This window comes from Xenorhabdus kozodoii, assembly GCF_002632875.1.
Taxonomy (GTDB): domain Bacteria; phylum Pseudomonadota; class Gammaproteobacteria; order Enterobacterales; family Enterobacteriaceae; genus Xenorhabdus; species Xenorhabdus kozodoii.
Genome location: NZ_NJCX01000010.1, coordinates 16,666 through 40,297, shown reverse-complemented (window position 1 = coordinate 40,297; position 23,632 = coordinate 16,666). Strand labels below are relative to the sequence as shown.

Here is a 23,632-nt window from a genome sequence, read left to right as displayed (position 1 = left end):
CATCTCTGGTAAGAAATCATGGAAAATATTTTTCAAAAAATCAATGAATTAAAAGCCACATTACGTCATCACGAATATTTGTACCATGTTCTGGATGCGCCAGAGATCCCTGATGCAGAATATGATCGTCTGATGCGAGAATTAAAAGCACTGGAAGAACAGCATCCCGAACTGGTGACTGCGGATTCTCCTACCCAGCGTGTGGGAGCAGCGCCATTAACGGCATTTGAACAGGTACGTCATGAGATCCCCATGTTGTCTCTGGATAACGTATTTGATGAAGAGAGCTATCTGGCATTTGACAAGCGCGTTCGTGATCGTCTGAAAGACAGCCAGGATTTGGTGTTTTGCTGTGAATTAAAACTTGATGGTTTGGCGGTCAGTTTGTTGTACGAAAACGGGGAATTGGTGCAGGCTGCCACCCGTGGCGATGGGACAACAGGGGAGAATATTACCGCTAACGTTCGCACTATCCACGCGATTCCTTTGCGCCTGAAAGGAGACAATATTCCCGCTCGCGTTGAAATCCGCGGTGAAGTTTTTATGAAGCAAGCCGGGTTTGAAAAATTCAACGAAGAGGCGCGTCGCACAGGCAATAAAATATTCGCGAATCCCCGCAATGCGGCGGCGGGATCATTACGCCAGCTCGACCCTCGTATCACTGCGAAACGTCCACTGACTTTCTATTGCTATGGGGTGGGTGTTCTGGAAGGTGGAGAGTTACCCGCAAGTCACTATGGACGTCTGATGCAATTCAAGCAATGGGGGCTGCCTGTCAATGACAACGTGAAGTTATGTCAGGGAACCCGGCAGGTGGTGGATTTTTACCATGACATTGAGCAGAGACGGCCGGCACTGGGTTTTGATATTGATGGGATTGTCGTCAAGGTCGATTCCCTCGAATTACAACAGCGACTGGGCTTTGTTGCCAGAGCGCCACGTTGGGCGACAGCCTTCAAATTTCCGGCCCAAGAACAGATGACTATCGTCCGCGATGTTGAGTTTCAGGTAGGGCGTACCGGTGCCATTACGCCGGTTGCTCGTTTGGAGCCGGTATTGGTGGCGGGAGTGACGGTCAGTAATGCCACTTTGCACAATGCCGATGAAATTGAGCGTCTGGGGCTGCGCATTGGGGATTCGGTGGTTATTCGCCGTGCTGGAGATGTTATTCCACAAGTGGTGGGCGTTGTTCATGAAAACAGGCCAGCAGAAACTCAGGAAGTGATTTTTCCCGCACATTGTCCGGTTTGTGGCTCAGATATAGAGCGTGTTGAAGGTGAAGCCGTTGCCCGTTGTACCGGAGGCTTGTTCTGCCCAGCACAGCGTAAAGAAGCATTGAAGCATTTTGTTTCCCGCCGTGCTATGGATGTTGATGGTATGGGCGAAAAAATTATTGAACAACTTGTGGACAAAGAGTACGTCAAAACGCCGGCCGATCTTTTCCGGTTGACTGCCGGTAAATTAACCGGCCTTGAGCGGATGGGACCTAAGTCTGCGCAAAATGTCATCAATGCTCTGGAAAAAGCAAAGAAAACCACCTTAGCTCGCTTTATTTATTCTTTGGGCATTCGTGAAGTTGGCGAAGCAACCGCCGCTAACCTGGTTTCCCATTTTGGCTCGTTAGAAAAATTGCGGGCAGCAGACATTGAAGCGCTGGTTGCAGTGCAGGATGTGGGGAGCGTTGTTGCCCGCCATGTTGTGAATTTCTTTCATGAATCGCATAACCAGATGGTGATTGATGATCTGGTTAACAATATGGGTATCCATTGGGAATCGGCTGAAAGCCTGAGTTTGGGGGAGGGCGACAGTCCATTTACAGGCAAGACAGTGGTATTGACGGGTTCATTAAGCCGTTTATCCAGAGATGAAGCCAAAGACAAGTTGACGGCTTTAGGTGCCAAAGTGACTGGAAGCGTATCTAAGAAAACAGATTTGGTTATCGCGGGTGAAGCAGCGGGTTCCAAGTTAGCTAAAGCCAATGAATTGGGAATTCCTGTTATTGACGAAGAGGAGATGCTCCGTTTATTGGAGGAATAATCCGCCTCCCGCCTAAGGCGGTAATGGTGAAAGTGTGATCAGGCTAGCTAAATAGAGTTTGTCATCCACCAAATAATAAATTTATGTGATAGTAATCAAATTTTACTGTTATACGTTACATAAAATACAGCAATAAATTTGCACAGAATCGTGTTTGGAGCTTTTCTTTATGTCTCATATTTTTCATTTTTTCCTCGCATTGGTCGTGATTGGCGGCCTGGCGGTATTGGCAAGTAATAACCGAAAGGATATTAAGATTCGCTATATTATTCAGTTAATTATAATCGAACTCTTTCTGGCATGGTTCTTCCTGAACTCTAACGTGGGTTTGGGGATAGTTAAAGGATTTGACGATTTATTTGTCCATCTACTGTCTTATGCAGCAAAAGGCACCAGCTTTGTTTTTGGTGGCATGATAGAAGCAAACCTGGCATTTTTCTTCCTGAATGTATTGTGTCCTATTATCTTTATCTCTGCCCTGATTGGTATTTTGCAACACATCAAAGTGCTGCCGATTATTATTCGTGCGATAGGTACGGTACTGTCTAAAATTAACGGAATGGGTAAACTGGAATCATTCAATGCGGTCAGTTCATTGATTTTAGGGCAATCAGAGAACTTTATTGCTTATAAAAATGTATTAGACAAAATGTCTGAACGCCGGATGTATACAATGGCGGCCACGGCAATGTCTACAGTATCGATGTCTATCGTCGGTGCTTACATGACGATGCTGGATGCAAAATATGTGGTCGCGGCACTGATCCTCAATATGTTCAGCACCTTTATCATCTTATCCCTCATCAATCCTTATTCTGTTGAGAGTGAAGAAGATATCCAGATGAGCAATCTCCACGAGGGGCAAAGTTTTTTTGAAATGCTGGGTGAATATATTCTGGCGGGTTTCAAAGTTGCTTTGATTGTCACTGCAATGCTGATCGGTTTTATTGCCTTAATTGCCGGCGTTAACGCAATTTTCCATCTGATATTTGGTATCACTTTCCAGGAATGCTTGGGGTATGTGTTCTACCCGTTTGCATGGATCATTGGTATTCCAAGTGATGAAGCGCTGAAAGTGGGTAGTATTATGGCGACCAAGATGGTTTCCAACGAATTTGTGGCGATGCAGAGTTTGCAAGAAGTGGCTACCCAACTGAGCGAGCGTTCGAAAGGTATCCTGTCCGTGTTTTTGGTTTCTTTCGCTAATTTTTCATCTATTGGTATTGTTGCGGGTGCCATTAAGGGATTGAATGAAAAACAGGGTAATACGGTTGCGCGTTTTGGCTTGAAATTACTGTTTGGTTCAACATTGGTGAGTTTCCTGTCCGCGGCAATTGCCGGGCTGATTTTGAGCTTCTAATCTATTTGATAAGATTTATAAGAATAATCGAAAGTGGCATCCTGACAGGTGCCACTTTTTTTGTATTCCTATCTTGTATCCATAATGAAGCAATGGGGTTGATATAATGACCAAAGAAGATTTGTTGCAAATAGCCAATACAACGATGCCTTTTGGTAAATATAAAGGGCGAGTCCTGATTGATTTACCGGAAGAATATTTACTTTGGTTTGCCCGCAAAGGGGAGTTTCCACAGGGAAAGCTGGGGGAGTTGATGGAAATGACGCTTGCAATGAAAATTGAAGGGGTGGACTCATTGGTAAAACCGTTGAAAAGATCCTGATAGACACCCAATCTACCCTATAAAAAATATAGTTAACGGGGACTTAGCTGTACATTGCCATTAACAGAATGATTGCTACGGACATATGAGAAAAATCCCTGAAAACTTGCGTCTTCAGGGATTCAGAATTTTGGTGGAGCTAAGCGGGATCGAACCGCTGACCTCTTGCATGCCATGCAAGCGCTCTCCCAGCTGAGCTATAGCCCCACAAATATGGTTCAGGTTTTTAATGAACAAATACGGATTACCCTTATCGGTAAGTATTTGGTGGAGCTAAGCGGGATCGAACCGCTGACCTCTTGCATGCCATGCAAGCGCTCTCCCAGCTGAGCTATAGCCCCAAATCAAAATCCTGTGGAACGGGGCGAATCATATGAAACCCAGAGGATCCTGTCAATGAATTCATTAATATTCTCTGTGCAAGCGCTGAAAAAGCCATCAATGACCCATTTGAAGGACAAAAATAAAGGCACCGCAATGAATGGGGTGCCTTTATCATTCACATTATTCACGCCACGTTATTGACACAACATCGGTAAATGGCGGTTTATTGCGCTTCACGCTGGGCAATATAAGCCAGAGCCTTATCGATGCGGGATAATGAACGTGCTTGGTTAATCGCGTAGAGGGTTGCATCAACACTTGGAGACTGCCCCACACCTGTGACGGCAACACGCAATGGCATACCGACTTTACCCATACCGACTTCCAGTTCGTCTGCGGTGGCCTGAATCGCATGATGAATATTTTCAGGTGTCCATTCCGTCATCGCGGCCAGTTTCGCACGGACAACTTCCAATGGCTGACGGGCAACAGGACGCAGATGTTTTTTCGCCGCATCCGCATCAAATTCAGCAAATTCTTCATAGAAATAACGGCAAGATCCCGCCATCTCTTTCAGGGTCTTGCAGCGCTCACCCAGTAGTTTGATCAAATCCACCAGTTCTGGGCCAGTGCGGGTATCAATACCTTGCTGCTCAATATGCCATGCTAAATGCACGGCAACTTTTTCTGCTGGCAGGGTATTGATGTAATGATGGTTCAGCCATTGCAGTTTTTCCGTATTGAATGCGCTGGCAGATTTGCTGATGGCATCAAGGCTAAACAGTTCAGTCATTTCTGCAACACTGAAAATTTCCTGATCGCCATGTGACCAGCCCAGACGAACCAGATAGTTCAACAGCGCTTCTGGCAGATAACCGTCATCACGGTATTGCATCACACTGACGGCACCGTGGCGCTTGGACAGCTTTTTACCATCGTCGCCAAGGATCATAGAAACATGGGCATATTCTGGCACTGGTGCACCGAGCGCTTTCAGGATATTGATCTGACGTGGGGTATTGTTGATATGGTCTTCACCACGAATAACATGGGTGATTTCCATATCCCAATCATCAATGACCACACAGAAGTTATAAGTAGGTGAACCGTCGGTACGACGAATGATCAAATCGTCCAGTTCTTGGTTACTAAATTCAATCGGGCCACGGATGCTGTCATTAAAGACGACGGAACCTTCTTGTGGATTGCGGAAACGTACAACATGTGGCTCATCGTGACTGTGTTGGCATTCGCTATCACGGCATCGCCCGTCATAACGTGGTTTTTCGCCATTTGCCATTTGAGTTTCACGCAGTTGTTCCAAACGCTCTTTAGAACAGTAGCAGCGGTAGGCTGTACCTTGCCCCAACATTTCATCAATAACTTGGTTGTAACGGTCGAAACGTTTGGTCTGATAATAAGGGCCTTCATCCCAATTCAGATTTAACCAGTTCATCCCGTCCATAATTGCGTCGATGGCTTCTTGGGTGGAGCGCTCCAGATCGGTATCTTCAATGCGAAGAACAAACTCACCTTTATTGTGGCGACTGTATAACCAGGAATAAAGCGCAGTACGCGCACCACCAACGTGAAGATAGCCAGTAGGACTTGGTGCAAAACGGGTTTTAATTTTACTCATCAGGAATTGCCTTAATTACGTTTCTCTTTGTTAGGAAGAGCGTGTTGGATGATTAAAGTCACAATAGTGGGGGTTATTTTATCACTGCACTTCAATTCCTCAATGGCGTTAATAGTCGGTCATTGAGAAAAGCGAAAATAGGTTGCCTAAATGATACCTTGGCGTGATTATAATTGTTTCATTCTGTTTAATTTTACGACGAACGATTGTTTTAGTAATAAAAAGCGTTGACTCACCTCGAACTATCCCTATAATGCGACTCCATCACGACGGGGCGATTAGCTCAGTTGGTAGAGCATCTCCCTTACAAGGAGGGGGTCATCAGTTCGAATCTGGTATCGCCCACCATATCTCTCGTAGTGATAAACAACGTTAGTGATAAACGTAGTGATAAAAATGATTTTATGATTGGGCGATTAGCTCAGTTGGTAGAGCATCTCCCTTACAAGGAGGGGGTCATCAGTTCGAATCTGGTATCGCCCACCAATCATAAGTCAGTGGTATTGATGTCGTTAATAGTCATCATGAAGTGGGCGATTAGCTCAGTTGGTAGAGCATCTCCCTTACAAGGAGGGGGTCATCAGTTCGAATCTGGTATCGCCCACCACTTCATCATGTTTTTTCGTCTCTAGTATCACATTGATATTGAAAATGGGTCGTTAGCTCAGTCGGTAGAGCAGTTGACTTTTAATCAATTGGTCGCAGGTTCGAATCCTGCACGACCCACCATTCAAATATCAAAAGCAAAATTATCTAATTGGGTCGTTAGCTCAGTCGGTAGAGCAGTTGACTTTTAATCAATTGGTCGCAGGTTCGAATCCTGCACGACCCACCATTTAGATATCAAAAGCAGAATTACCTCGTTGGGTCGTTAGCTCAGTCGGTAGAGCAGTTGACTTTTAATCAATTGGTCGCAGGTTCGAATCCTGCACGACCCACCATTTAGATATGAATGCTGAAGTGGGCGATTAGCTCAGTTGGTAGAGCATCTCCCTTACAAGGAGGGGGTCATCAGTTCGAATCTGGTATCGCCCACCACTTTACTTCATCTTGGTGTTATTTCTCTCTCCTCAAACCATAACCCTTGAATTTTTCCAGAACCTGCTGCATTTCTGCCCGCGAAAGTACTGGGACTGTCTCCATAATTGGAAGCACTTTTAAATAAAGTTGTGCCAATATCTCAATCTCATTGGCCAACCATAGCGCTTTTTCCAGGTTAGCTTCCATTGCAATCATGCCATGATGCTGCATCAATAATGCCTTACTGTATGTGATCCCTTTTTTTACATTATCAGCCAATTCAGTCGTCCCAAAAGTGGCATAAGGAATGCAAGGAACATGATCCGTTCCCGTAACGGCAACCATATAGTGGATGGCGGGTATGGCATGATTGAGGATAGAGACTGCCGTTGCATTAACGGCGTGGTTATGTACAACGGCATTGAGATCAGAACGTGCCTGGTAGCAAGAGAGATGAAAATGCCACTCGCTTGAAGGCACTTTATCGGCTGCATATTCCCCTTGATAACTGACAAATACGATTTGATCAGGGGTGAGCTTTTCATAGGCTATGCCACTGGGCGTAATCAGAAAACCGTCTTGATAGCGGGCACTGATATTGCCTGATGTTCCCTGATTCAATCCAAGTGCGTTCATTTTAAGGCAAGTTTCGATAATCTCTTGGGCGATTTGCTCTCTATTCATCATTTTTACCTGGCATTGATAATGACGGTTGCCTCCACAGATCGGGGAAAAGCGCCTGCAATCCTGCTGCACTGGCCTCGCAAATGCCACGTTCAGTAATCAATCCGGTGATAAGTTCAGCCGGTGTGACATCAAAAGCATAATTTCCACAAGATGTCCCTTGTGGTGCCGTGTTGACCCAATTGCGTACCCCTTCAGGGGTGATGCCATATACGTGGGATTGTTCTTCGCCTGAACGTTGTTCAATGGGAATTTCGTTTACACCATCCCAGATTGTAAAATCCAGTGTCGGGGATGGCAGGGCAACATAAAAAGGCACCTGATTAGCTTTGGCTGCCAATGCTTTAAGGTAAGTGCCGATTTTATTGCAGACATCACCTCGTGCGGTGGTTCTATCTGTTCCGACAATACAAAGATCGACCTTGCCATGTTGCATCAAATGCCCGCCGGCATTGTCAGCAATTAACGTGTGTGGTACGCCATGTGAGCCTAATTCGAAAGCCGTTAATCCTCCTTGATTACGTGGGCGGGTTTCATCAACCCAGATGTGAACCTTGATCCCCGCATCATGTGCCCTATAAATTGGTGCCAGCGCGGTTCCCCAATCTACCGTCGCAAGCCAGCCGGCATTGCAGTGAGTCAAAATATTGACCGCTTCGCCTGCTGGTTTGGTTTCTGCGATATTCTGGATGATCTTGAGTCCGTGCTCACCAATTTTGCGACAGAGTTCCACATCTTCATCTGCAATTTCATTGGCGATACGATAAGCAGTGGCTTCACGCAGTGAATGTGCGATATTTTCGAGTGCACGGAATGTTCGCTCCAAAGCCCACTTTAAATTGATCGCCGTGGGGCGGGTTTTAACCAAAATAGCGTAAGCCTGCCGCAGATGTTCATCACTACTTTCCTGACGCATTGCCAAGGCCATACCATATGCGGCGACGGCACCAATCAACGGCGCTCCCCGTACCCACATCTCTTTGATGGCTGTTGCTGCATCTTGCATAGTGCGTAGTTGAATCATCTGCACTTCAAAAGGGAGCTTAGTTTGGTCGAAAATTTCGACAGTATAACCATCGTCAGCAAGCCAAACAGAACGATAATGTGTGCCATCAATTTTCATATCAGCCTCTTAACACTGTGCAATATAGCGCCTGATGAGCGAAAAGGTGGGATAATTTTCTCGATTGACTGTCAATTCCCGTGCCAATTTCAGCGCCCGTTTTTCACAGGTGGCACGCTGGTTTTTATCTTCAATATGTTTGAAATCGGCCACGCCAGAAAATCCAATAATACGGCGATTGATCTCCAGACCAGCATAGGCGAGCGTATCTTTAAATAAGGTAGACAGAAAATCGTCCTGTACGGTTTTTAAGAAGGAGGTATCGAATGTCCCCTGTTGATAAAGCACGGCAGGATAGGCATCCCCAATCTCTTTTTCATTCCATAATTGACGAAAATGGCGTTCGAACACCGACCAGGTTGTTTCTATTTGCCCTAACAGCCATGTTTGGTAGTCAGCACATTGCGCCTTATTTTCCCGTAGGGCTGGTTGGGCGAAGTAAGCCATCAATAAATTACCCATGTAGTTACCGATATCAAACGCCATTGGCCCCATAAAACTGAATTCTGGGTCAATGACTTTGGTGGAATTTGGCGTCACCATGATTGAACCGGAATGGAGATCACCATGCAGCAAGGCTTGTGCTTGTGTCATAAATTGGTACTTATATTGCATGGCGGCTTGGATGAGTGCCCGATCTTGCCAAATGGAGTCGATTTCATCGTCAAGCTGGGGGCGAGTCCAGTTGTTTCTTTCTGCGTTGAAGTAGGGTTCAGTAAAAATTAGATCTTCTGTGAGCTTGCAAAGTTCATGATTATTGGCAAAGCGAGCAGTAAGATCTTTTTTATCTTTACCAGCCATGCCAATGTCGGAAGTATGGAACAGCGTATTTGCAAGGAAAATACCCATATCTTCGGCAAGCTGGGGAAATTTTTCTCCGGCAATGAGACGCTTACGTAAGATGATATGCTGGGGTAAATACTCCATGACAAAAAGAGACATTTTCTCATCATAAAAATAAACATCAGGCACATATTCTTTGGCGACTTTTTTTTCTTCGATCAAGGCATGATATTCAAAATGCGAACGAGTAAGCGAAAGCGGCCATGACTCACCCGCTGCCCGCACATAAGGCAGGGCTTGTTTTACAACCCGCGTTTTTTCTTTTCCTGAGACAATAAAAACTAAGTTGAGATTTCCATCACCCACTTCTTGAACTTGCCAGGTTTCAGGAGAACCGTCCGGTAAAATGGCCGGTGGTAAATTGTGAGCAAGATAGTGTGATAAAGAGCTGCAAGTTTGTGGGATATACCCTGTAGGGAAATGAGCAGACATTATTTTTCATCCTGATAATTTCATGAAGGAAAGTTCATAAACTGCACAGCGATAACTCATTCTGCTGTAATGGAATTTACACCGGTCAACTATAGATATACAAAAGTAAGGTGTCTGTGATGGGACTAACGAATTGCTATCGAGTAAAGGCGTAAGAAGGGCATTGGCAACCATTGCTGCATTAATCTTAAGCATAAGAAATGCGGGCAATGGCGATATATTGGCAGGCTTAGCATTACCTGTTTTTATTTAACTGATATTGATCGAATCGATAATCGAATATACCAATCCAACTTCAAGTTACAGTTTGCAAACCAATGAGAGTGTTTATATCTCCCCGCTACGCGGGGAGATATAAGGCGCCTCTGGAAAAGCGACTGGTATATCAGCTATGTTTGAGGTTTTGGTAGAGGAGGGAGGCCATAAGCCGCTCTGGCACGATCACAACTTTCATTATAGTCACTCGTTTCCCAGGCTTGGGGAAATTCTCTGCAAGGAGAGGGCCTTTTATCATAGATAGAGCAGGAAACCGATTGACCAATTTCTCCGCATAAATTGATACATCGGGGATGGGGTTCATTGGTGCCTTTCATACAGCACATGAAATTATTCAATTTTTCGGTCATAGCTACGGGAACTGTACCGCCACCATCTTCAGTTTCAGCCCAATAAAATGAAACACGAAAATAGGCACAGCAAGCACCGCAGCTAATACAGGGATTATCTTGTAACTGAGATTGAGAGTTGATTATTTGATTCATACCAGATGTCACTATCTGATGTTTAAGATCGATACTTAGGTAAAATAACCTTATCCTCAAAAGACCCTATTTCCAATAGAAAGCAGGCCTCTTTAAAAAGAGATTATGTGACTAAGTTATCTCTATTTTCAAGATAAATTTATCTCGTTGAAATGTAATTGAAGTGATTTAATAAGTCGCACCTTATTAAAACCTTAGTTGTCAGGGTGTTTCCCGACCTATGGAATAAGTGGGGCTATAGGGTTATTTTTTGAGTCAATAGAGTATTTCAGTAGGTTACATACTTTCCTGAAAGTTGTAGTTATAAAACCACAACTTTAAGTTTATTAAGGGTGTTTTTACTTTTTAAGCAAGGAAAATATGGCTGGGTAAACTTTATCTAAATCAATATCATTGACATCTTTAGGATCATATAATGTGATGCATTGATCTTCTGTAGCCAATGGTGCCCAGTTTGCCGGTCTTGTAACACCGTAAAAAGCAACGCATTTTTTTTGTAACGCGGCGGCTAAATGACAAATACCACCATCGCCGACAATAATCAGCGTCATACTGTTCAATAAAGTTAAAAAAGAACCCAATGAATCAGATACAATAACTTCACTATTTTTTCCTATACGCGCACTTAAATCCTCAGCTAAAGAAATGTCCTGCTTATATGAAGAAATAAAAAACTTGGCATCTGGGTAATTTTCTATAATTTTATTTGCCATCAAAGTAAGACGTTCATTATTAATGAGGCTGTATTTCCTATTGTTAGATACAGAAAATAAAATCATGGGTGATTGTTGTTCAATAGTCTGCAAGGTTTTATTAAATTTAATATAAGGGAAAAGTTCAGGTGATAATTTATTCTCACCCGGTGAGAATGTACGTAATACTTTTAATGCCTGATGGTAACCATTAACCTGTTCTTGCTTCACAGGGGAGTTGATTAACCTTGAATGCCACTGTTGCTCGTTAACCACCGCATAGCGTTCTTTCGCACCTAATAGCCATAGGAATAGATTATTGAGTTTCATCGGTGTCGGTTTGGCTGATATAGCAATATCAAATTTTTTTCGACGAAATGCCAATGCAGTTTTAATAATAGAGAGGTATTTATTTCCTTTAGGAATGATGTGGACATTGATTTCAGGGCACAAATAATGAGCAAGTTCAGCATTGCCAGGATCGATAAACAGGCTAATTTCTGCATTGGGATATGTTTTATGTAAAAACTTGATTAATGGCTGGGTACAAATCAGATCACCGAATCCATTTCGACGTAATATCGCTATTTTCATATTGGTATTATTAAAATAAAGAGCTTTATCGTTTTAAATTGATTTAATTATAACCAAAAATAGGAAGTAATGGCATTGAGTTTTTTTATCTAAATTTCACCGAATCTGGAAAAATGACTTCATAAGGCAATACATAAAAATGGGCGTTTTTGTTGGCGGCGCTGGTCTGAATGTGTCAACAGAGGAAAAAGGGAAAAAAGTAATATCTAAGGCAAGTGTTCGTCTTGCAAAACAAGGACATTGTGATAACTGATTTTCTCTGAAAGTCGAAACAGTCCTTTGTGAAATTCATCACATTTTCTGCACTTGCTGATCAATAACCAGTAACACTTAGCGTTAGCTTAGTGCTTAAATATGAGAAATATTTAACAATGAGAATGTGATGAAAAAGTCAGTTTGTTTGTTGTTGTCATTAATGGCATTGGCAGGGTGTGGCGAAAAAGAACAAAAGACACCTGAGCAAATATATTCGGATCGGGTTATAAAATCTTTGTCTCAAGTTATTATAATGGATAAAGATAAAGGGATTGAGAAAGTATGTTTGGTGACATTTGATATTGATGCCAATGCAAATACCTCAAACATCCTGTCAGAAGGGCGGGATGAAGCATTTTGCGGTAAGGTCGAAGCGATGATTGATATAAGTGATACACCTCGCCCTCCGAGCTCATTGATGGTTAATGGAACAGCTCATATTAAAATGGAAATAAAGAAATCCGATTTAGACGTTATTGAATATTAGAAAATGGACTCTTATGAATCTACGATTAACTTTATTGAGAAGTACTACGAATTTTTTTGCAATTGAGGATAAAAAGTCGCCTGTTTACGCAGAAAAACAAAGGGCTAATTAAATAGCCCAAATAACATTGTTTTATATCAGTAAATTAGGCTATTACACTATCTTGTGCACTGTCCGACAGTTTTTTCCAGGTTGCCAAAACCAAAACCTGATCGGGTGGAGCCAGCTCGCCCGCTTTAATCGCTTTATGGACGCTTTCTTCAACGCGCTGATGGAGCTGTTCAATCGTCTTTGCTCCTTCTTGCTCTAATTCAGCAACAGCTAATGTCAGATGCCCGCGGAGGTATCCTCCAGCAAATAATTCGTCATCACTGGCATGTTCAACCATATTATCAATGTGCGCCAGAATACGCGTTTCAAACTCTGCGAGCATTATTTTTTCCTCAAAATCAATATCAATTAGCAAAGGGATCTTCCGGATAAGGAAAATGTTCTGCTTTTAGTGGTGGCGTATTGTAAAACGATTGCAGACCTTGAATAAAGCATGCTGCGCGGGTAGGTATCCCATTTCCCAGGTATTGCATGACTTGTGTATGCACTTTCCGCTGAAAAGCAAGGCGATCCGGCTCAAAATCGCCGTTAAGGTTGTCACAACTCACATTAAAAGGAAATCCCGCGGCGACACAGAATAACCATTCCAGTGACTGCGGTTTAATCTCCACTTTTTCAAACGCTTCCTGCGTGTGGACATCGCGCCCATCGGGGCAATACCAGTAACCAAAATCGATCAGTTTGCGACGTTTTTCACCCGCAATACACCAATGAGAAATTTCATGTAATCCACTAGAATAGAATCCGTGAGCAAACACGATACGGTTATAGCTCACTTCATCATCTGCCGGCAGATAAATTGGCTCATCATCACCTTTTATCAAACGGGTGTTATAGTCATCGCTAAAGCAATTATCAAAAATTTCAATCAGTTGTTGATAATGATGTGCAGTCATGTATTAATGCTGGTTCCTAAATCAAAAATAAAATGCCAACCAAGAACGGAGAGTCTCTCCATGGTGATCATAAAGAAGTTTGATGCTCATCAAAAAGGAAATGGTTACCAGCAGCGGACGAATGAGTTTCTTCCCTTTGCTCAGTACCAAACTCGCCCCTAATCGCGCACCAATCATTTGTCCTATTAGCATCACAACGCCCACCAGCCATAAGATCTGTCCACCAAGAATAAAGAATCCCAACGCTCCAATGTTAGATGCAAAATTCAATACCTTGGCGTGAGCTGTCGCTTTGGCCAAATTGTAGCCACAAAGCATGACATAAGAGAGGGCGAAAAAAGATCCCGTTCCTGGTCCAAACATACCATCGTAAAAGCCGATGCCACACCCGGCAAGGCAACCAAATGCAATTGGGCCAAGAAGATGCCGCCGATCTTCCGCGCCAATATTTGGTACTAATAGAAAATAAAGGCCGATCATGATCACCAGCACTGGCAATAAATAACGCAGAAAATCCGGTGACATAAATTGAACCAGCAAGGCCCCTAACACAGCGCCAATTATCGTCATGACAATAGCAAAACGTTGGGAACGTAAATCCACGACACCACGGCGGATAAAATAGAGGCTGGCAGAGAACGAACTACCTACAGCCTGTAATTTATTGGTTGCCAGTGTCTGGACAGGGGAAACGCCTACCGATAGCAACGCAGGAATGGTTAATAATCCACCGCCTCCTGCAATAGAATCGATAAAACCTGCAACTATCGCAACCAAAAAGAGGATACCGTAAATTTCCGGTCCTAATAATGACCATTCCATTATGCATTTCACCAGAAAACTGCTTGCCCATTATCATGATGCCTTTCAGCACCAACCAAGATTGGTATCAGGAGTTTCTTCCCGAACTAGTCATGTGAAAGTGGAGGTGTCACATCGGCACACTGTGCCCGCTGACGTAGCAAGTGATCCATCAACACAATCGCCATCATGGCTTCTGCGATAGGCACTGCACGAATACCGACACAAGGGTCGTGTCGACCACGAGTGATCATATCCACTTCTTCTCCCTGACGATTGAGGGTTCTGCCTGGCACCGTAATGCTGGATGTCGGTTTCAAGGCGATATGCGCAACAATCGGCTGGCTACTGCTAATTCCACCTAAAATGCCGCCAGCATGATTACTGGTAAATCCTTGCGTTGTCATTTCATCACGGTTTTCGCTGCCACGTAAGTTGATAACCCCGAAACCATCACCAATTTCCACCCCTTTTACTGCATTAATGCTCATCAAAGCATGGGCAATATCGGCGTCCAATCGGTCAAAAACGGGCTCTCCCAATCCCGCGGGGACGTTTTCGGCAACGATACTAATTTTCGCACCGATGGAATCACCCTCTTTTTTCAGGGTTCGGAGTAATTCATCAAGCAGGGCTAATTTACTCTCATCGGGGCAGAAAAAAGGATTCTGTTCAACAAGATCCCAGTCTTTCAATTCACAATGAATATCACCCATTTGAGTCAGGCAGGCACGGATAAGAATGCCGTGTTTTTCGAATAGATATTTTTTCGCTATTACCCCTGCGGCAACGCGCATGGCGGTTTCACGGGCAGATGAACGCCCACCACCACGGTAATCACGCAGTCCATATTTCTGTTCATAGGTATAGTCAGCATGGCCTGGGCGGAAAACATCTTTAATCGCACTGTAATCTTGTGAACGCTGATCGGTGTTTTCAATCATCAGACCAATGCTGGTGCCTGTTGTTACGCCGTTAAAAACACCAGAAAGGATGCGAACTTGATCGGGTTCTCGGCGCTGTGTCGTATAACGGGATGTCCCCGGACGACGCCTGTCTAGGTCGACTTGCAAATCAGCTTCTGTAATAGCAATGCCTGGTGGAACACCATCAACAACGCATCCCAGTGCGATCCCGTGAGATTCACCAAATGTGGTGACACGAAAAAACTGCCCAATACTATTTCCTGCCATTCCTACCCTGCCATCATATTTATGCGTTAAAAATGAGATCGAATAACAATAACTCACTCAATGGTTAAAACCTATCTTATTTGAGCAATTTTATTTGCCTATAGAGCCTTTATCTCTCAAACCATAACTCAATTGGCGACGCCATGGTTTGATATTTATTGGATATATACGCATTAAACTTCAAGTTGCAATTTACAACACTATATGAAACCTGATTTCTCCCCGCGAAGCGGGGAGAAATCACACGCATCTTGAAGTTAGATTGGTATAATTTAATACTATGCCTGTTTTAGCCATTGAGTGTCATGAAAAATGATTAATCTTTGAACTGATGAAAATATTCGTGATGCTCAACAAGCTGCTGGCGAGTCAGTACGAAAACTCCATCACCATAATCATGTTCGAATGTCAGCCATTTGAATGGGACTTCAGGGTATTGCTCAATCAGGTGTACCATACTGTTACCGACTTCACATACCAGTATTCCATCTTCTGCAAGGAAATCCGGGGCAGTTGCCAGAATACGACGAACTAAATCCAACCCGTCAATACCGGCAGCCATGGCTAATTCAGGTTCATGATCGTATTCCTGAGGAAAATCACTCATATCTTCTTCATCGACATAAGGAGGATTAGTGACAATGATGTCGTATTTCACCGGTGGTATATCATGAAATAGATCTGAACGAATCGGGATGACACGGTGAGAAAGTTTATGATTCTCTATATTGATTTCTGCAACTTCCAAAGCATCCGGGGAAATATCAACAGCATCAACTTCGGCCTCTGGGAAGGCATGGGCACAGGCAATTGCAATACAACCGCTGCCTGTACAAAGATCCAAAATTGCCGATGGCTGATGAGAGATCAGTCCTTCAAAGTGGTTTTCAATCACATCTCTAATCAGTGAACGAGGAATCAACACTCGCTCATCGACATAAAATTCATGACCACAGAACCAGGCCCGATTTATCAAATAAGCAACAGGAACACGTTCATTAATACGACGCAAGACAAGTTCCACGATGTGTTGACGCTCTGTTGATGTCAGGCGTGAAGCCATCATTGAATCAGGGACATCCATAGGCAAACGCAATGAGGGGAGAACTAATTGCAAAGCCTCGTCCCACGGATTACATGCAGTATGTCCACAATAGATACCCGATTCGCTAAAACGGCTGGTAGACCAACGCAACATATCTAAAATGGTACGCAGCTCTGTAACCGCCTCATCGACTAAAATCTTATCCAAAAAACACCTCCGAATAATAAAAATATATCAACCGCGCTAGTTTGCCACGATCCCGGACACAAATCAGCATGCTGGATAGATGAATTGTGTTAATACAACCGTCGTAATTGCGCTGTAATTAGCTGTTAACCGCAATAAAAGCATGAATATCGAAATTAACAGCCACAGGTTCATGACCACCAATTTCTGTTACTTTTCTCATAAATTCATTGGCGTATAACTTTCCCCCCTCCTGCTCAATATAATGGGTGACATAACTGGTAGATAAGAAAAAGAGCGCTATTTCTTCTGACGAAAGGAAAATAATGTTGGCAAACACTTCGCGCTGTGGATCAGACAAATGAGGGCATTCGCACATTAGCTCCAGAGTATCATCATATTGAGTGAGTCGTGGATCGCGATATTTAGCCCAGCGAGTGACCAGCTCTTTTTCGATGTAATCGCGCAATGGGCCATAGACCAGAGGGAAATCATATTTATAGGCACAAAAGAGTCCCCCAGGTTTCAGCCAACTTTTCAGGTTCATCAACACGGCCTTACGATCCATCCAGTAAAAAGAGGTGGCACTTGTGATCAGGTCACATGGGCGTGACACGGAGAAAGTTTCTGCCGGTGAGATGCTGAAGGTGATATCGGGATAGTTATGACGTGCCCGCTCGATCAGTGCATCACCCAGATCAACCCCCTCAACATGGGCGAAATATTTTTTCAAATGAATAGTAGACACACCATTACCACAACCAATATCGAGTGCTGTTTCCTTCGTTGCTGTACGGGCAGCGAGTGAACGGTACAGTTTTTCAGGATAGGTGATTTTGTCTCTGACAACCTCATAAGCCTTTGCGTTTTTATTGAATTGTTTCATGGTGTTACCTCCAGAAAGCTGTCTTGGTAATTACCCTTGTGAACAAAATTAATATCGCTGCCACAATTGCAGATGAAGTGGTAGGAAAGTGGAAACTCTCTGGGAAAAGCATCTGATTACAGAGCAATCACGGCTGTAGTATTTTAAGGGCAAAAAGTGCATATCGAAGGGGATCAGCCGCCCTGCACAGGCAGGGTGGCTTATTTAGGTTAGTTGCTTGTTATTTATCTCTTTTCACCCATAGGTAATAGCTGATTGTCAATAACGCAACCCATGCAACCCCAACATACAATGCAATGCGAGTATTGGGGAAATAGCCTAATACCGCAATAACAAATCCCATAAATGCAATCGTCAAAGTGGGTGCGACAGGCCAGAAGGGAACCGGGAATTTAAGCTGTTTGGCCTCTTCTGCGGGCATTTTCCGGCGCATGATATATTGTGACAGCAAAATCATCAGCCATACCCAGACGGTCGCAAATGTTGCAATAGAAGCGATGATGACGAAAATCTTTTCCGGCAGTAAATAATTCAGGAGAACACCTATCAACAAGATCCCTGACATCGCCAGCACCGTCACCCACGGAACCCCGTTTTTAGTCAATTGGGTAAAAGAGGCGGGTGCCTGTTTTTCCTGTGCCATGCCGTACATCATGCGTCCAGCGCCAAAAATATCACTGTTGATCGCGGAAATTGCAGCGGTGATCACGACAACATTCAAAATATTGGCTGCGGACTCAATGCCCAAGCTGGAGAATATCTGGACAAATGGGCTGCCATTTTGCCCCACTTGATTCCACGGATAAATACACATCAAAACAAACAGGGTCAGGACATAAAACAGTAAGATACGGAACGGAACGGCATTGATTGCGCGTGGAATGGATTTTTCTGGATTTTTAGCTTCACTGGCAGTGATGCCGATAACTTCAATGCCGCCAAAAGCGAACATCACGACGGTAAGCGAAGCAATGACCCCCGCTATGCCGTTTGGCATAAATCCACCATGCTCCCACAAGTTCGATAGACCCACGACATGTCCGGCTTCCTGACCAAACCCATACATCATGATAAAAAAACCGCCGATAATCATGGCGATAATTGCAGCCACCTTGATGATGGACAACCAAAACTCCATTTCACCAAAGACCTTGACGTTACACAGGTTGATTGCCCCGATAAAAAAGACAATGCTAAGCACCCAAATCCACTGGTCAACATGGGGAAACCAGAGCTTCATGTAGATGCCAAATGCGGTGACGTCAGCAAGACAGACAACCAGCATTTCGAAGACGTAAGTCCAGCCAGTCAGAAAACCCGCTAATGGTCCCAAGTAATGAGTGGCATAATAAGAGAAAGAGCCGGGGGCAGAGCGATGTACCGCCATCTCCCCCAATGCCCGCATCACCATGAAAACAGCGGCGCCACCAATGGCATAAGCCAGCAATACCGCAGGCCCCGCAGCGTTAATAGCGCCTGCTGAGCCATAAAAAAGACCGGTGCCAATTGCTGAACCCAGCGCCATAAATCGAATGTGGCGAACGCTTAGCCCTCGCTTGAGTTGTGAAATGTTCTGCATAATTTAGATTTATCCTTGTGGCTTTTATTATTAGATTGGAAAAGATAAATATGACGATAAGGCCGGATCTTATCCGGCCTCAGACAGTGTGTCTGTGCTTATTTTTCTAAGATATTGCCAGCAGGCAATAAAGCAGAAAGTTGCTGCCCGGCTAACAACTGGATTGCGGCATCAATATCCGGCGCAAAAAAACGATCTTTATCATAATGTGTCACTTTATCGCGGAGAATATGGCGGGCTTTTTCCAATATCGGGCTGCTTTTCAAGCCATGACGGAAATCAATGCCCTGACAGGCCGTCAACCACTCAATCGCCAAGATCCCACGCACGTTATCGGCCATCTCCCATAGGCGACGGCCTGCGGCGGGTGCCATCGAAACGTGATCTTCCTGATTAGCCGATGTTGGCAGGCTATCGACACTGGAAGGATGCGCTAACGCTTTATTCTCACTCGCCAGCGCCGCCGCGGTTACCTGTGCAATCATGAAACCAGAGTTAACACCGCTGTTTTCAACCAAGAATGGCGGCAACTGGGACATATTACTATCCATCAGCAAGGCAATGCGGCGTTCTGACAACGAACCGATTTCTGCCAACGCAATCGCCAGATTATCCGATGCCATCGCGACAGGTTCCGCGTGGAAATTGCCCCCCGAAATGACTTCATCTTCTTCCGTAAATACCAGTGGGTTATCAGAGACGGCATTGGCTTCAACCATAATGACATCAGCGGCATGGCGGATTTGGGTTAAACACGCCCCCATCACTTGTGGCTGGCAGCGCAATGAATAAGGATCCTGAACTTTCGGGCAGTTTTTGTGGGATGCCGAAATCTCACTTTGTTCTGCCAATACCAGACGGTAGAGGACGGCCACATCAATTTGGCCTTTCTGACCACGTGCTTCATGGATACGGGCATCAAATGGCTTACGGGAGCCGAGAACCGCTTCAACGGATAAGGCGCCACAAATAATCGCAGAGGCGAGTAAATCTTCGGCGGCAAACAATCCCTTCAAGGCAAAAGCCGTAGAAACCTGCGTACCATTGAGCAGTGCCAATCCTTCTTTTGCTACCAGACAAATCGGCGTTAGTCCCGCCTTTTCCAGAGCCTCTTTTGCCGGTAACCATTCCCCACGATAACGGGCTTTACCTTCTCCCAATAATAACAAGCTCATATGTGCCAGTGGGGCTAAGTCGCCGGAGGCACCGACTGAACCTTTGCTTGGAATACAGGGGTAAACTTCAGCATTGACCAAAGCCACCAACCCCTGAATGACTTCCAGACGAATGCCAGAATAACCACGGGCAAGGCTATTGATTTTCAACACCATAATCAATCGGACAATGTCATCCGGCAGCGGTTCTCCCACTCCCGCAGCATGTGATAACACGATAGAACGCTGCAACTCTTCCAGATCCTGCGCGGCAATACGGGTATTCGCCAGCAAGCCAAAACCGGTATTGATACCATAAGCGGTTTTATTTTCACTGATAATGCGATTCACACAAGCCACACTGCTCTCAATGGCAGGAACGCATTGCTCGTCCAGGCGAATGTGGACAGGGTGCTGATAAACATGGCGTAGCGCTTCGAGCGTCATTTTTCCTGGCTGGATGGTGATATTTTTCATTTTAACAACGCTCCTTATTTCACATTAACCATTGGCAGGTTTAATCCCTGCTCTTTCGCACACTGGATAGCCAGTTCATAGCCTGCATCTGCATGACGCATCACCCCGGTTGCGGGATCATTGTGTAATACGCGGGCAATGCGTTCAGCCGCTTCATCCGTGCCATCACAAACAATAACCATGCCGGAATGTTGGGAAAAACCCATCCCAACGCCACCCCCATGATGCAGGGAAACCCATGTCGCGCCACCCGCCGTATTCAGTAAGGCATTCAGCAATGGCCAGTCAGAAACAGCATCAGAACCATCTTGCATGGCTTCAGTTTCACGGTTGGGGCTGGCGACGGAGCCGGAATCCAAATGGTCACGGCCAATGACGACTGGCGCGGAAAGTTCCCCATGGCGAACCATTTCATTGAATGCCAACCCTAATTTGGCGCGATCGCCTAACCCCACCCAGCAAATACGGGCAGGCAAACCCTGGAAACGGATGCGTTCTCTCGCCATATCCAACCAGCGGTGTAAATTGGCGTCATTCGGTAATAACTCTTTGACTTTGGCATCGGTTTTATAAATATCTTCAGGATCACCGGAGAGTGCCGCCCAGCGGAAAGGTCCGATGCCACGACAGAACAGGGGACGAATATAAGCAGGCACAAATCCGGGGAAATCAAAGGCGTGTTCGACACCCGTCTCTTTCGCCATTTGGCGGATATTATTGCCATAATCGAAGGTAGGGATGCCCTGTTTCTGGAACGCCAGCATGGCTTCAACATGTACCGCCATTGAAGCTTTTGCCGCCTGGATCACCACTTCGGGTTCGCTTTCGGCACGGCGACAATACGCTTCCCATGTCCAACCGGCTGGCAAATAACCATGTAATGGATCATGGGCGCTGGTTTGGTCTGTCACCATATCAGGACGCGCGCCACGGCGCACTAATTCAGGTAAAACCTCCGCAGCATTGCCACACAATGCGACCGAAATGGCTTTGCCTTCCTGGGTATAACGTTCAATGCGCGCCAAAGCATCATCCAGGTCAACCGCCTGTTCATCGACATATTGGGTGCGCAGACGAAAATCAATGCGGCTTTGTTGGCACTCGATGGTTAATGAAGCAGCCCCGGCCAATGTTGCAGCCAGTGGCTGAGCACCGCCCATGCCCCCCAGACCCGCAGTCAATATCCAACGTCCAGCCAAGTTGCCGTTGTAGTGTTGGCGGCCTGCCTCCACAAACGTTTCGTAAGTTCCCTGAACAATGCCCTGGCTTCCGATGTAAATCCAACTACCGGCGGTCATCTGGCCATACATTGCCAGCCCTTTGGCATCCAGTTCGTTAAAATGTTCCCACGTCGCCCAGTGTGGGACTAAATTCGAGTTGGCAATTAATACACGCGGGGCATTTTCATGTGTTTTAAATACGCCCACCGGCTTACCTGATTGCACCAGCAGGGTTTCGTCATTTTCCAGAACCTTTAGGGTTTCAACGATTTTTTCATAGCATTCCCAGTTTCTGGCGGCACGACCAATGCCACCATAAACAACCAATTCGCAGGGATTTTCCGCCACATCGGGATCAAGATTATTCATGAGCATACGAAGGGGTGCTTCAGTCAACCAACTTTTTGCTGTGAGTTGTGTCCCTCTGGGAGAGCGAATGGTTACGTTGCGGAATTTATTATTTTGCGTCGTCACGGATTTTTCCTATTTCATTGTTGTGAATTTTGTTAACTGTATAGTTGTATATACATGTATGTTCAATAGGCAAAAATGTGACAAAGGTAAGGTCGATAACGCGGAAAACAATGTTGTTTATGATAAAAATCAATAAGATGAGCTTTATTTATTCCGTAATAAATAGCAAAATGTTTTTGCTGGTTTTGTGTTTAATATCACATTTATTTTACATTGTTGTCACAATGACAAATAAAAAACCTCTTCCACTCAAACAAGAAAAAGAGGTTTTTGCCGTTTAACTTTTTGCAACTTAGCAGGAAGACTACGAGCTAAAACGCCCCTTCAATTTATATCGATGTCCAGGAAACAATAACCTGGCACTGGAAACAATAAATGCTTTCGACCAGGTTCGGCGGCTAATTAACAAACAAGGCGTATTGGCTTCAATTTGTAACAATCGACAAGAGAGGGCATCTCCCGCCACGGCTTCAACGACATGTTCCCCTTCTGTCAATGGCGCGACTTGGGATAAGTAATCATGGGCGGTTTTCTGGCGGAAATCTTGCCGCAAATAGTCTGGTGCCGCCTGAACATTGACAAAGCGATCTTCAATTTGCACCGGTACATCATTTTCATAATGTACGATGATGGAATGGTAGAGAGGCGCATCGACTGCAATATTGAATTCCGCCGCCTGCGGCATATTGGCATTCACTTCAGCCAGTTTCAGCACCTTGCAATGATGCCGGTTAGCGCGGGAAGCAATTTCATCGGCAATACTGTGAATTTCAAATAATGCAGATTGTCCTTTCGGCTCAGAAACAAACGATCCCACACCTTGCAAACGGAATAGAAAACCTTCCGCCGTTAACTCCCTCAATGCCCGATTAGCCGTCATGCGACTACAGCTAAATTGTTTGACCAATTCCGCTTCCGAAGGAACCCGATCATGCGGTTTCCATTCCCCTGTATAGATCTTTTCAATGATCACTTGCTTGACTTTTGCATACAAAGGCACCGGCCTGGTATCTGTGTCTGGTAAATCGTCTGCCACT

21 protein-coding genes and 9 tRNA genes are annotated in these 23,632 nt (G+C 44.8%); 12 read left to right on the top strand and 18 right to left on the bottom strand.

Going from position 1 to position 23,632, the window contains the following annotated elements:
* Positions 1-18 precede the first annotated feature (18 nt).
* The 3 genes from ligA to Xkoz_RS08410 all read left to right on the top strand — a co-directional run bounded on the left by ligA (position 19) and on the right by Xkoz_RS08410 (position 3,719).
* Complete coding sequence (gene ligA / locus Xkoz_RS08420; RefSeq protein WP_099141735.1) at positions 19-2,037, top strand: NAD-dependent DNA ligase LigA; 2,019 nt, start codon at positions 19-21, stop codon at positions 2,035-2,037.
* A gap of 169 nt (positions 2,038-2,206) precedes the next feature.
* Positions 2,207-3,397: a NupC/NupG family nucleoside CNT transporter gene (locus tag Xkoz_RS08415; RefSeq protein WP_099141734.1), complete on the top strand. Its 1,191-nt coding sequence runs from the start codon at positions 2,207-2,209 to the stop codon at positions 3,395-3,397.
* Between the two features lie 106 nt (positions 3,398-3,503).
* Positions 3,504-3,719 carry a DUF3820 family protein gene (locus Xkoz_RS08410; RefSeq protein ID WP_099141733.1) on the top strand — a complete coding sequence of 72 codons (216 nt, stop codon included), beginning with the start codon at positions 3,504-3,506 and terminating at the stop codon, positions 3,717-3,719.
* Positions 3,720-3,850: 131 nt separating this feature from the next.
* Here Xkoz_RS08410 and Xkoz_RS08405 read toward each other — a convergent pair.
* A tRNA-Ala gene (locus tag Xkoz_RS08405) sits at positions 3,851-3,926 on the bottom strand.
* 58 nt (positions 3,927-3,984) lie between these two features.
* Positions 3,985-4,060: transfer RNA gene (locus tag Xkoz_RS08400), tRNA-Ala, on the bottom strand.
* 55 nt (positions 4,061-4,115) lie between these two features.
* On the opposite strand from Xkoz_RS08400, the gene Xkoz_RS24040 reads away from it, so the two are divergent.
* Positions 4,116-4,244 (top strand): hypothetical protein, encoded by a 129-nt coding sequence (locus Xkoz_RS24040; protein WP_279627397.1) that lies wholly within the window; start codon positions 4,116-4,118, stop codon positions 4,242-4,244.
* A gap of 22 nt (positions 4,245-4,266) precedes the next feature.
* On the opposite strand, the gene gltX is transcribed toward Xkoz_RS24040, so the two are convergent.
* Positions 4,267-5,682: a glutamate--tRNA ligase gene (gene gltX, locus Xkoz_RS08395; RefSeq protein ID WP_099141732.1), complete on the bottom strand. Its 1,416-nt coding sequence runs from the start codon at positions 5,680-5,682 to the stop codon at positions 4,267-4,269.
* A gap of 272 nt (positions 5,683-5,954) precedes the next feature.
* On the opposite strand from gltX, the gene Xkoz_RS08390 reads away from it, so the two are divergent.
* The 7 genes from Xkoz_RS08390 (at position 5,955) to Xkoz_RS08360 (ending at position 6,720) form a co-directional block, all read left to right on the top strand.
* Positions 5,955-6,030 (top strand) — tRNA-Val (locus tag Xkoz_RS08390).
* Between the two features lie 62 nt (positions 6,031-6,092).
* Positions 6,093-6,168 (top strand) — tRNA-Val (locus Xkoz_RS08385).
* A 45-nt stretch (positions 6,169-6,213) separates the two neighbouring features.
* Positions 6,214-6,289, top strand: a tRNA-Val gene (locus Xkoz_RS08380).
* A 46-nt stretch (positions 6,290-6,335) separates the two neighbouring features.
* Positions 6,336-6,411 (top strand) — tRNA-Lys (locus Xkoz_RS08375).
* A 30-nt stretch (positions 6,412-6,441) separates the two neighbouring features.
* Positions 6,442-6,517: transfer RNA gene (locus Xkoz_RS08370), tRNA-Lys, on the top strand.
* Positions 6,518-6,547: 30 nt separating this feature from the next.
* Positions 6,548-6,623: transfer RNA gene (locus Xkoz_RS08365), tRNA-Lys, on the top strand.
* Between the two features lie 21 nt (positions 6,624-6,644).
* Positions 6,645-6,720: transfer RNA gene (locus tag Xkoz_RS08360), tRNA-Val, on the top strand.
* A gap of 18 nt (positions 6,721-6,738) precedes the next feature.
* Here Xkoz_RS08360 and Xkoz_RS08355 read toward each other — a convergent pair.
* From Xkoz_RS08355 to Xkoz_RS08335, 5 genes are all read right to left on the bottom strand, one after another.
* Entirely contained in the window at positions 6,739-7,386 is a 648-nt protein-coding gene (locus Xkoz_RS08355) for an L-fuculose-phosphate aldolase (protein WP_099141731.1), read from the bottom strand.
* Positions 7,379-8,509, bottom strand: a complete 1,131-nt coding sequence (mtnA, locus tag Xkoz_RS08350) for an S-methyl-5-thioribose-1-phosphate isomerase (RefSeq protein ID WP_099141730.1) — start codon at positions 8,507-8,509, stop codon at positions 7,379-7,381. The genes Xkoz_RS08355 and mtnA overlap by 8 nt, the downstream gene beginning before the upstream one ends.
* Before the next feature lie 9 nt (positions 8,510-8,518).
* A complete protein-coding gene (gene mtnK, locus Xkoz_RS08345) occupies positions 8,519-9,784 on the bottom strand; it encodes an S-methyl-5-thioribose kinase (protein ID WP_099141729.1) in 1,266 nt (421 codons plus the stop codon).
* 389 nt (positions 9,785-10,173) lie between these two features.
* Positions 10,174-10,545 (bottom strand): YkgJ family cysteine cluster protein, encoded by a 372-nt coding sequence (locus Xkoz_RS08340; protein WP_099141728.1) that lies wholly within the window; start codon positions 10,543-10,545, stop codon positions 10,174-10,176.
* 338 nt (positions 10,546-10,883) lie between these two features.
* Positions 10,884-11,831 (bottom strand): glycosyltransferase family 9 protein, encoded by a 948-nt coding sequence (locus Xkoz_RS08335; protein ID WP_099141727.1) that lies wholly within the window; start codon positions 11,829-11,831, stop codon positions 10,884-10,886.
* Positions 11,832-12,213: 382 nt separating this feature from the next.
* On the opposite strand from Xkoz_RS08335, the gene Xkoz_RS08330 reads away from it, so the two are divergent.
* Positions 12,214-12,573, top strand: coding sequence for a hypothetical protein (locus tag Xkoz_RS08330; RefSeq protein WP_099141726.1), 360 nt, complete (start codon positions 12,214-12,216; stop codon positions 12,571-12,573).
* 145 nt (positions 12,574-12,718) lie between these two features.
* Here Xkoz_RS08330 and Xkoz_RS08325 read toward each other — a convergent pair whose 3' ends face one another.
* From Xkoz_RS08325 to hutC, 10 genes are all read right to left on the bottom strand, one after another.
* Positions 12,719-13,006 (bottom strand): YfcL family protein, encoded by a 288-nt coding sequence (locus Xkoz_RS08325; RefSeq protein ID WP_099141725.1) that lies wholly within the window; start codon positions 13,004-13,006, stop codon positions 12,719-12,721.
* Positions 13,007-13,028: 22 nt separating this feature from the next.
* Complete coding sequence (locus Xkoz_RS08320; protein ID WP_099141724.1) at positions 13,029-13,580, bottom strand: elongation factor P hydroxylase; 552 nt, start codon at positions 13,578-13,580, stop codon at positions 13,029-13,031.
* A gap of 21 nt (positions 13,581-13,601) precedes the next feature.
* Complete coding sequence (locus tag Xkoz_RS08315) at positions 13,602-14,402, bottom strand: sulfite exporter TauE/SafE family protein (protein WP_099141723.1); 801 nt, start codon at positions 14,400-14,402, stop codon at positions 13,602-13,604.
* 86 nt (positions 14,403-14,488) lie between these two features.
* Positions 14,489-15,574 carry a chorismate synthase gene (aroC, locus tag Xkoz_RS08310; protein ID WP_099141722.1) on the bottom strand — a complete coding sequence of 362 codons (1,086 nt, stop codon included), beginning with the start codon at positions 15,572-15,574 and terminating at the stop codon, positions 14,489-14,491.
* 316 nt (positions 15,575-15,890) lie between these two features.
* Complete coding sequence (gene prmB / locus Xkoz_RS08305) at positions 15,891-16,826, bottom strand: 50S ribosomal protein L3 N(5)-glutamine methyltransferase (RefSeq protein WP_099141721.1); 936 nt, start codon at positions 16,824-16,826, stop codon at positions 15,891-15,893.
* Positions 16,827-16,944: 118 nt separating this feature from the next.
* A complete protein-coding gene (locus Xkoz_RS08300; protein ID WP_099141720.1) occupies positions 16,945-17,691 on the bottom strand; it encodes a class I SAM-dependent methyltransferase in 747 nt (248 codons plus the stop codon).
* Between the two features lie 220 nt (positions 17,692-17,911).
* Positions 17,912-19,270 carry an amino acid permease gene (locus Xkoz_RS08295; RefSeq protein WP_099141719.1) on the bottom strand — a complete coding sequence of 453 codons (1,359 nt, stop codon included), beginning with the start codon at positions 19,268-19,270 and terminating at the stop codon, positions 17,912-17,914.
* Between the two features lie 98 nt (positions 19,271-19,368).
* Entirely contained in the window at positions 19,369-20,901 is a 1,533-nt protein-coding gene (gene hutH / locus Xkoz_RS08290) for a histidine ammonia-lyase (RefSeq protein ID WP_099141718.1), read from the bottom strand.
* Between the two features lie 14 nt (positions 20,902-20,915).
* On the bottom strand, positions 20,916-22,595 hold the full coding sequence (gene hutU, locus Xkoz_RS08285) for a urocanate hydratase (RefSeq protein WP_099141717.1): 1,680 nt from the start codon (positions 22,593-22,595) through the stop codon (positions 20,916-20,918).
* Between the two features lie 304 nt (positions 22,596-22,899).
* Complete coding sequence (hutC, locus tag Xkoz_RS08280; protein WP_099141716.1) at positions 22,900-23,631, bottom strand: histidine utilization repressor; 732 nt, start codon at positions 23,629-23,631, stop codon at positions 22,900-22,902.
* Between the last annotated feature and the right edge of the window lies 1 nt (position 23,632).